The sequence below is a fragment of the Novosphingobium gossypii genome (genome assembly GCF_050433305.1).
Classification (GTDB): Bacteria; Pseudomonadota; Alphaproteobacteria; order Sphingomonadales; family Sphingomonadaceae; genus Novosphingobium; species Novosphingobium gossypii.
Map to the genome: position 1 here is coordinate 39526 of NZ_JBNPXM010000018.1, position 8946 is coordinate 48471.

Consider the following 8946-nt stretch of genomic DNA (forward strand, 5'->3'; position numbering starts at 1 on the left):
GCAGGGGATCGCCACGCTCGCGACAAACTTAGCCTAGCTGAGTTGGTACGATGAACGGCTCATTAGGAGGTCGATCGTCCCGCTTGTTGGGTTCCCACAGCGGGGCAGGCTCAAACCACCGCCGCCAGCCGTCAGTCGTCCGTTCCCAAGTTTGGCTCCAGTTTCCACAGATGTATTGCCGGGCCCGTCCGGCTGCCGTCAACCGGCTGCTGGTAATCATGCAGTCATGCGGTGCATCCTCTTTTGGCGCGCCATCGTGATGGCAGCAGTACTCGCAAAACCACGGATGCACCGACATTGCCACCTCTCTGCAGACCAATTGTTTGATGGTAAATCAATGTCATTCACCCCATTCAGTTCCTCAAAATGCCGATACGTCCGTAGGCGCGACGCAGGCGGTTGAACGAAGCCGGCACCCAGCATGACGGCGCGCCAGCGGGGTGTTACAGCATCACTTTCCTTGGTTGCCCATTACGTAAACCGCAGATAAGTACGGGACGTGCCAGGCCGGGGTTCCACCAGTCACCCGGCTTGGCACTTTCATCCATAGCGTCAGCCGCCGGCTGCACTGATGAATCTTCGGCCTCTGGATCGATGAGGCTACGAGCACGTGATCAGCGGGCTGCCGTAAGGAAAAAAGGACTGACCCAGAGGTCAGCCCTTATGAAAGTTTGGGAGAGGATGCCTAAAAGGCACCTGTGAAATGGACCCATCGGCTGCATTGCCGCAAGCGCGAAGAACGCCGTGAGGGCACTCTAAATTTTGCAACGCCTTGCAGCGCGCGCGCCGGCCGATCGTCGCTACCCAAGCGCGCCGATTTCGAGGAACCTAATTCCGTCCCGGCGTGTTGACGTATCAAACACCCTGTTTGTAGCCTATCGGCCCGGTGTGAAGTCTTCCACACCCTCCCCCTCCACTCCACCGGGCCGCTATTTTCCGCAATCGATGTTCGGCATCCCCTTGCGCTCGTAGTACCGGCACAGTCTCATGCCGGCGGCGTGCAGCTGATCCCCCCAGCCTTCCACAGCGCTTGTTGTATCGAGCGTCTGCAGCGGGATCGGTCAGAATGTCAGCGCCCGGGCGTGGCTTCGGTTCGGTCACCGCCGCAATGTCCTGCGCCCGGGGGAAATGAGCCGGGCCGAGCCTCACTGCAGGCAGTCTGGGCCAGCGCGGTTAGGCAAATTGCGGCTACTGTGGGATAACGTGAACCGTCACGGCGATTTCGAGCTACCGATGCCCGCCCCCTGTTAGGGTTTTCACGTTTTCGCCGTGACATCATCTGCAATGCTCCTGGTAAGCAGCTATCTTCGCTAGTTCCGCCGCGCTGTAGGCTTGACGCAGCCGCTGGCAGTTCAGCGCGATTGGGGTCGGCGGAAGGCTGGCGCGCTGCTCAGCCGGCTTTGTCTGCTCGGCCGCCGCTGCCTTGGCGATCTCGGTTTCCCGTGCCTGGTCGGCAATCATGCCCTGGATTGCGTCGTCGGCCCGCTCTTCGGCGCTGCGCCCGCGCGCGTCAGCTGTCGCGGCCTGCTGCTTCACCTGCTCAGCTCGAACCGCGTCTGCTCGCTCACCGTCCAGCCACGTGTTCCACACCCAGATCGCCGCGCCGAGGAATGCAGCCAAGCCCAGCGCTATGCTGATCCACGCAGCGAGCTTTCGGGCAGGCTCACCTCGACCACCGCCGCCGCCAAGGACAATCCGGTCTACGTGACCGCCGCCGGGACCATCACCAACGTCGCCAACGGCAACACCGCAGCAGCGGGCTGGAAGTTCGACGACACCATCGCCGCCGCGGACTTCGACACTGAGACTTTCGTTACGCACCCTCAGGCGCGCGAGGGGTTATGGTCCATAAGCGACGATACAACCCCGAAGTGGCAGCGCGATGTTAGCTTCACGCTTACTCAGCCAAGTCCTTCAGGCGGCGGACACCTGCAGGCCATTGCCTATGCCATCCAAAAGCGCGCGATCACTGAGAACGTCAACGCTGGTCCAGACGGGGCCGGGTTCCGCTCCGACGATCAGGCGTACACCCTAGAAGCGCGGACAGTGCCGCAGGCCGTGGCCTACCCGATCAATCCCAACGCGCTGCGCGATGACAGTCATGCCATCACGCCGTCGCCGGACGCATCAGGGCGCGTGCGCCTGCGCGATCCCGGTTTGGGTGTCGGCGCCGACGGCGACCCTGCAGATACGCTGCAGGCCGCTGGACCGGCGCCGTCGCCTATTCCATAATGCCGATGAACAGCGGCAAGGATTACAAGGCCCACGAAACCGACGTTGCGCAGCCGTTCATGGCGGGCGGCCCGGTGGGCGGCAATCAAGGCGGCGACTACATCGCGCAACGCTCTGCCGTCCGCCGCCTGACCCCACGCGAGTGCGAACGCCTGCAAGGGTTTCCTGACGATTACACGCTGATCCCGGTGCGCGGAAAACCCGCCGCCGATGGCCCGCGCTACAAGGCGCCGGGCAACTCCATGGCCGTGCCTGTCATGCTTTGGATAGGTGAGCGGATCGCAGCGGTTGATGCAATTGCTCGGGAGGCGCTGGCAGCATGATCTTTGGTGTGCCTCTTTGCCGTCAGCGCCGGGCTGCAGCCCACGCATGCACCCGAGCCATCCATCGCCATCTGGTAACTGACGGCGGTCGCCCCGCGCCCCAATCCACCAAAGGCATTTCGCGCTTCAAGACTTCGATGCGGTTCAGCGCGTCAACGAGCCTCGTGTCGAGGCCTGCGCTCATCCTGAGCACGAACACGTCCCAGTTTCGGCACTCCGCGGTAACAGCAGTTTGCCATGGCTCTGATATATCAATGCCCGGCAATTCGAATCGCAGTGCTCTCAAGCGCTGCACCAGCACTTCCAGGGGGACCAATTTAACCTCTCGCGACCTTGTAGCATCGGTCGCCCAGATGGCCCATTGGCAACCGCTAACTTTGGTAAACCAAGTCTACGACGTAACTTTTGATTTAGATTACTGCCGGGCGGAATTTGCTTCGATTACAACGATAATCGGTAGGCCCCGCGCGGCATGACCCGGATCGAGCAAATCGGCGATGCGACCCTGTACCTGGGCGACGCTTACGAGATTCGTCCGACGCTGGGCTGGTTCGACGTGGACGCCATGGACCCGCCATATGAATTCCGCGCTGAGGGCGGCGGGATGTATCGGGCCGCGCGCAAGGGGATGGACGATATCGTGGAGCAGGGCCTTCATAAAGGCTTTGAGCATTCGGTGATCAACTCCCTGCTCTGCGGCGCGGCGGTCGTCTTCTGCCACAACGACCAGCTTCCGAAGCTGCTACCTTACATCGACGGCAATTTCGAGCGGTTCGCCCTTTGCACTTGGCGCAAGAAGAATCCGCAGCCGGTGGCGAACAAGCATTACCGCCCGGTCAACGAGTTCTACGTCCATGCGTGGAACAAAGGATTCCACCCGACCGGCACGCTGGACGACCTAGATCGTCAGATAATCGCGATGTCGCCGCGCGGCGATGACAAGTTCGGACACCCAACCGTCAAGCCCGACGCAGTGATGGACAAGATCATGCCCAATGTCTTGGGCGCGACGGTCTGCGATCGCTTCATGGGCACCGGCTCGACCGGTGTCGCGGCCCTACGCGCAGGCAAGCGGTTCGTCGGCATCGAGCACAACCCTGCGCACTTCGACACCGCATGTCGGCGCATTGAGGAAGCCACAAGGGAGCTCGCAGCATGACGCACGAACGCCGCGGCAAGTCCGACGAATGGTACACGCCTAAGTACGTGTTCGACGCGCTGGGCTGCACTTTCGATCTGGACGTTGCCCACCCCCGCAACCACACGCACACCGCTATGCCCACGCGCCGGTTCTTCTACGAAGCGGCCTTGGAGCAAGACTGGTCCGGTTTCATCTGGATGAATCCGCCTTTCGGAAACAGTGACCGAGCGAAGCTTGTCTGGATGAACCGCTTCTTCGATCACGGGAATGGCATCGCCCTCACGCCGGATCGCACTTCCGCGCCGTGGTTCCAACGGTGCTGAGAGCGCGCAGACATGGTGCTGTTCGTTTCGCCAAAGATCAAGTTTGTCGCTCCTGACGGTTCACTCGGTGAGCAGCCGGGGAACGGCACCGTCCTCTGGGCCAGCGGAGATCGCGGCGTGGAAGCGCTGCAGACGGCCCATTCGCGTGGGCTCGGCCAGATCGCACGCCCGATTCGAAAGGAAGCAGCACGAGCCTGGAAGAACGCCTCGCAGGCTGGACGCCTGATGCCGTCATCGACTTCATCGCCAAAGCATCGGAGGCCATCGCCTTACAGGCTGGCGTCGGTGGCCGTGAGACGGCCGGCGCGATCGGCTCCTACCTCGCTCTCAAGCCTGAGCACATCGAGCCCTTCTTTACCGGGGGGATCATGGAGCTTCCGAGCGAGTGGATGGATGGCGGCCGTCTTACTTGGCACGGGATGAACGGGAAGATCGTGCATCCGGGCGAGTTGCGCGAGGCGCAGGCCGCGCGGCGCGCGCTTGACGTTGCGCAGTGGAGGAACGCGGCATGAGTGCGCGTTCCTTATCTGCCTCCGCCGACGCTCCTGACAATCTTCGTCAGCAGACCCCGCTCAACCTCGCCCATATGACCGACCTCATCCTCAATCGAGGTGAGCTCAGCACGGTACGCCGCGACCCGCTCCGGTGCAAGATCGAGATCCAGCTCATCCGAATGAATTCGGAGTTGGGCGATGACGGATCTAAACTCGGCGTCGGGAAGACGGGACATCGTGTGGGCAAGCAGATCGTGCAGGGCGTAATGAGCACCTTCCGTCTGCATCATAGCACTTTCGAGCGCAGCCACGCGCGCTTCAATGGGGCTCTTCATCGTCTGATCCTCGGCGAAAGGGGACGGTGGCGCACCTGTAATCCTATCATAGGTCACGGTGCGATTTCTTACAGTACGCGCGGCCAGACCGCAGGGTTCCTGAATATAGATAGATGCATCTCTGACATCGGAAGCACCAGGGAAGGTAGATGGCATGATATCGCGGGCCGCCATAAAAAAGGGCGGCGCCTCTTCGGTCACCGCCCTGGAATTTTTCGCTTAACGCGATCGGTTCCAGCCGCCGCGATCACGGTCCCGGGTTCGCTTGTGACCGCCTCGATGTCCATCACGATCACGGTCGTGGCGATCGTACCGGTCGCCGTGCGGCGGGCGGTGTCGACCAGGTCGGTCATCGGTGCACGCGGCCAGACCGGTGCTAGCGACCATCAACAGGGCCACTCCAAGTTTCAGGTAACGGGGCATTCACTTCTCCAAGCTGGATGCGTCGCACGGCGATGCAGTTTGGGGGAATGAACCGCGCCGGGATTGCCGGAGGCCCTAACTCCTGAGAGTGAGGGTCTATGATGAGCAAGACGACGAACAAGTTCGCCCCTGAGGTTCGGCAGCGAGCGATCCGGATGGTTCTGGATCACGAGGGCGATTACCCCTCTCGCTGGGCTGCGATCACATCGGTTGCCGGGAAGATTGGTTGTTCCGGGCACACGCTGCTGGAATGGGTGAAGAAATCCGAGGTGGACAGCGGCAAGCGCGGTGGCGTGCCGACAGAGACTGCTGAGAAACTCAAAGCATTGGAGCGTGAAGTCCGCGAACTGCGGCAAGCCAATGAGATCCTGCGCAAGGCGTCGGCATATTTTGCCCAGGCGGAGCTCGACCGCCCGTTCAAACGATGATCGCCTTTATCGACGAACATCGCGATGCCTATGGGGTCGAGCCGATCTGCCGGGTTCTGCCGATCGCCCCATCCACCTATCACGAGCGCCTTGCCAAGCGGCGAGACCCGGCTTTGCAATCCGCTCGTGTCCGCCGGGATGAAGAGCTAAAGCCCGAAGTTCTCCGGGTCTTTGCCGAGAACTTCGGCGTCTACGGTGTTCGCAAGGTATGGCGGCAGATGAAGCGCGAGGGCTTCGATGTTGCACGCTGCACCGTGCAGCGGTTGATGCGAGATCTTGGTCTGCAAGGGGTGACCCGGGGTAAGCCGGTGCGTACCACGATCGCGGACAAGACCGCGCCATGCCCGCTCGATCAGGTCAATCGCCAGTTCCATGCTCCGGCGCCGAACATGCTCTGGGTTTCCGACTTCACCTATGTCGCGACCTGGGCGGGGTTCGTCTACGTTGCCTTCGTGATCGACGTCTATGCTCGCTATATCGTGGGCTGGCGTGTCAGCCGGACAGCGCACGCCAGCTTCGTGCTGGATGCGCTGGAGCAGGCTATCCACGACCGACGGCCCGTTCATCGCGGCGGTCTGGTCCATCACAGCGACCGCGGTTCGCAATACGTGTCTATCAAGTACACCGAACGTCTCGCGGAAGCCGGCATCGAGCCATCCGTCGGCAGCGTCGGCGACAGCTACGACAACGCTTTGGCCGAGACGATCAACGGTCTTTACAAGGCCGAGGTGATCCACCGTCGAGGCCCTTGGCGCTCATTCGAAGCCGTCGAACACGCTACCTTGGAATGGGTCGATTGGTTCAACAACAGGCGCCTGCTGGAGCCGATCGGAAACATTCCGCCCGTCGAAGCCGAGCAACGCTACTACGCTATGCTGGACGACGTCCCACTGGCTGCCTAATTTAAGAAAACTGGCCTCCGGCAATCCCGGCGCGGTTCAGAATGAGTCCCAAGGCCCGAGCGGCAGTCGGGTTCCAAATCTATACTAAGAAACCCGTTTGGTTGGACGCCTCATATTGGTCGCCAACTGACTGCGGGCTGCTGGGTTGCGAGCGCGTTAATCCGCTCTACGAGGCGCGGGAAGGCTGCGCGGCCACCCGAAAAGCCCCTCTACTCAAAGAGCACCGGCCACATACCAGCGATAACCGCGCCCCCGATTACAGCGACGGTTGTCGACCAAAAACGAATACGTTCAGTGCCACTCATAACTTGCCCCCAAGCTTCTGGATGACCGGCGCCATAGACCTTGAGAATGAAGCGTTAGTTAACCCCGGAAGGCGGCAGCCACGTCTGACAAGGGTATCATCTTCAGCGCGCCGATGGTGCGCGCTCTGCTGGATGGCCGGAAGACGCAGACGCGCCGGCTGATCAAGCTACTTAAGGAATACAGCCGCCCTGACATGGGGGGCTGGGAAGCGTCGACGACTGGAGGCGAGGCCGTCTTCGCGGTCGTGAAGGGCACCGCCGCCGCGATGCGACTGAGAATGTCGCCCAGGCGGTCGATTGAGGCTGGAGCAATCTCGCAACTAATGACGTCGGGGCCCAACGCTCACGAGGCCCCTGTGCGAGGGCGAAGCGGCACGAAGTTCCGCAAGGGTTCTTTCGATGATGGGGTGCGGTATCACGCCGACAGGCTCGTCGCTGGCGCGCACGCGAGCCATTTCGCGGGCCGCTGCTACCGCAGCCGTTTCATCGCGCAACTCGGGGGCAGCGATTGTGACGTTGTCGGTCGTGGATCGCGGCGCTTTCGGCAACTTGGTTTGCACAGCCGTCTTGCCGGCATTCTTCTTGGCCCAGTAGCCGGGCGGCGGCGTCGATATCTGGTGCTTGCGACAGATCTTATGGATCGCAACATCCGAAAGCGCGAAATCCTTCGCGATGTGAGTTATGGGCTTGGACCATACGAGATCGTAGAACTCACGCCGAGAGTAGGTACGGGCCATCCAGGGTTTCCTGCTGCTAAATCCTGTCCACCCTAGCCAGCAATGCGCAAAGAAGAAGCCGCTGAGGAACCGACCTGACCAAGTGCGTTAAACTGGCACGGCGACTGCAGAGCAATTATTCAACCGCAAACCCATTGTTTTTGCGCGTCTCGCCGGGGCGCCCTCTCTGGTTTACTCCCAGCATCTCACCCGCCAAGGTGGCGAAGGGATATAATCCTGCAGTTTCGATCACGTACCAAATTTAGGGCGCAGAACCTCGGCACCGTCCCGGAGCTTTACGAGATAGTCCGACCACCACTGCGCCATACGGACTCTTTCATCCCAATGTGCGCCGCGATGGTACGCTCCACGCACCAAGTCTCGCTCCCGGTGCGCGAGCGATCGCTCGATCGCGTCGGGATGCCAGAGACCACATTCATTGAGCAAGGTGCTTGCTGTTGCGCGAAAACCATGGGAGGTCATTTGATCGTTAGTGTACCCCAGCCGCCTAAGCGCAACATTGAGGGTATTCTCGCAGATCGGCTTCAAGAACGTCTTGTTTGCGGGGAACAAGAAACTTCCTGAATTCTCCAGTGATCGAAGCTGCTTGAGCAAGGCGAGGGCTTGGGTCGAGAGCGGCACGGAATGCACTTTTCGCATCTTGGTTCTCTCGGCAGGCACCCGCCAAACAGCAGCTTCGAAATCGATTTCTGCCCACTCTGCCCTCCGGAGTTCTCCGGGACGGAGATAAACGTGCGGCAGCAACTGCAAGGCTATTCTCGTTTCGATTTTCCCTCCGTAAGCATCGATGGCTCGCAGCAGTTCACCGACTTGTGCAGGCTCAAGCAATGCAGCGTGATGCTTCACCTTAGGGGTGATCAAAGCGCCGCGTAGAATGTCAGCGGGGTTATGCTGAGCCCGCAAGGTCGCGACAGCGTAACGGAAAATACGCCCAGCAAATGTTCGAGCCCGGATGGCGGATTCATGATGGCCCTTCCTCTCAAGCCTCTTGAGAGCTTTCAGCAGTTCATGCGCCGTGATATCAGCAATCGGCCGGGAGCCGATCGTCGGGTGCAACACATCGATCAGCCAGCGCGATTTCTTTAGCGTCGCAGGTGCCTTGCCTTCCAACTCCATCTTTTCGACAAACTCGTCGGCCACCACGCGAAACGTTGTGCGTGCGGCAATCTCAGCCTCGACCTTGGCTTGGGTTCGGGCGGCAACCGGATTGACCTGCCCCCCGAAAGGTCCCTCATTTTGATGTAGAGTCTGCCACTGTAAGGAGCAGACGCATGAGGAAGAGCCGTTTTACCGAGGCGCAGAT

At 60.8% G+C, this 8946-nt stretch carries 9 protein-coding genes and 1 other annotated feature; of the genes, 5 read left to right on the top strand and 4 right to left on the bottom strand.

What is annotated here, in order from left to right; translation table 11 throughout:
* The first annotated feature begins 1332 nt into the window (after window positions 1-1332).
* The 4 genes from GGR40_RS21135 to GGR40_RS21150 all read left to right on the top strand — a co-directional run bounded on the left by GGR40_RS21135 (window position 1333) and on the right by GGR40_RS21150 (window position 4019).
* The gene (locus GGR40_RS21135; protein ID WP_429278236.1) at window positions 1333-2232 is read left to right on the top strand and encodes a hypothetical protein; all 900 of its coding nucleotides are present in this window, start codon (window positions 1333-1335) and stop codon (window positions 2230-2232) included.
* A complete protein-coding gene (locus GGR40_RS21140; protein WP_429278237.1) occupies window positions 2232-2555 on the top strand; it encodes a DNA cytosine methyltransferase in 324 nt (107 codons plus the stop codon). Before GGR40_RS21135 ends, GGR40_RS21140 begins: the two co-directional genes overlap by 1 nt.
* A gap of 472 nt (window positions 2556-3027) precedes the next feature.
* Entirely contained in the window at window positions 3028-3714 is a 687-nt protein-coding gene (locus GGR40_RS21145) for a DNA methyltransferase (RefSeq protein WP_429278238.1), read from the top strand.
* Window positions 3711-4019 carry a DNA N-6-adenine-methyltransferase gene (locus GGR40_RS21150; protein ID WP_429278239.1) on the top strand — a complete coding sequence of 103 codons (309 nt, stop codon included), beginning with the start codon at window positions 3711-3713 and terminating at the stop codon, window positions 4017-4019. Before GGR40_RS21145 ends, GGR40_RS21150 begins: the two co-directional genes overlap by 4 nt.
* Before the next feature lie 523 nt (window positions 4020-4542).
* Here GGR40_RS21150 and GGR40_RS21155 read toward each other — a convergent pair.
* Window positions 4543-5049, bottom strand: coding sequence for a hypothetical protein (locus tag GGR40_RS21155; RefSeq protein ID WP_429278240.1), 507 nt, complete (start codon window positions 5047-5049; stop codon window positions 4543-4545).
* Window positions 5046-5201: a hypothetical protein gene (locus GGR40_RS21160; RefSeq protein WP_429278241.1), complete on the bottom strand. Its 156-nt coding sequence runs from the start codon at window positions 5199-5201 to the stop codon at window positions 5046-5048. The genes GGR40_RS21155 and GGR40_RS21160 overlap by 4 nt, the downstream gene beginning before the upstream one ends.
* A 171-nt stretch (window positions 5202-5372) precedes the next feature.
* On the opposite strand from GGR40_RS21160, the gene GGR40_RS21165 reads away from it, so the two are divergent.
* Window positions 5373-6601, top strand: a protein-coding gene (locus tag GGR40_RS21165) for an IS3 family transposase (RefSeq protein WP_429278245.1) whose coding sequence is annotated in 2 segments (ribosomal slippage) — window positions 5373-5661 and window positions 5661-6601 — 1230 coding nt in all. Because the reading frame shifts where the segments join, the coding sequence is not laid out codon by codon here.
* Window positions 5654-5770, top strand: a sequence feature (AL1L pseudoknot). (Overlaps the previous gene by 117 nt.)
* A 625-nt stretch (window positions 6602-7226) precedes the next feature.
* On the opposite strand, the gene GGR40_RS21170 is transcribed toward GGR40_RS21165, so the two are convergent.
* Window positions 7227-7643 (bottom strand): hypothetical protein, encoded by a 417-nt coding sequence (locus tag GGR40_RS21170; protein ID WP_429278242.1) that lies wholly within the window; start codon window positions 7641-7643, stop codon window positions 7227-7229.
* A gap of 228 nt (window positions 7644-7871) precedes the next feature.
* Complete coding sequence (locus tag GGR40_RS21175) at window positions 7872-8783, bottom strand: tyrosine-type recombinase/integrase (RefSeq protein WP_429278243.1); 912 nt, start codon at window positions 8781-8783, stop codon at window positions 7872-7874.
* Window positions 8784-8946: the final 163 nt, after the last annotated feature.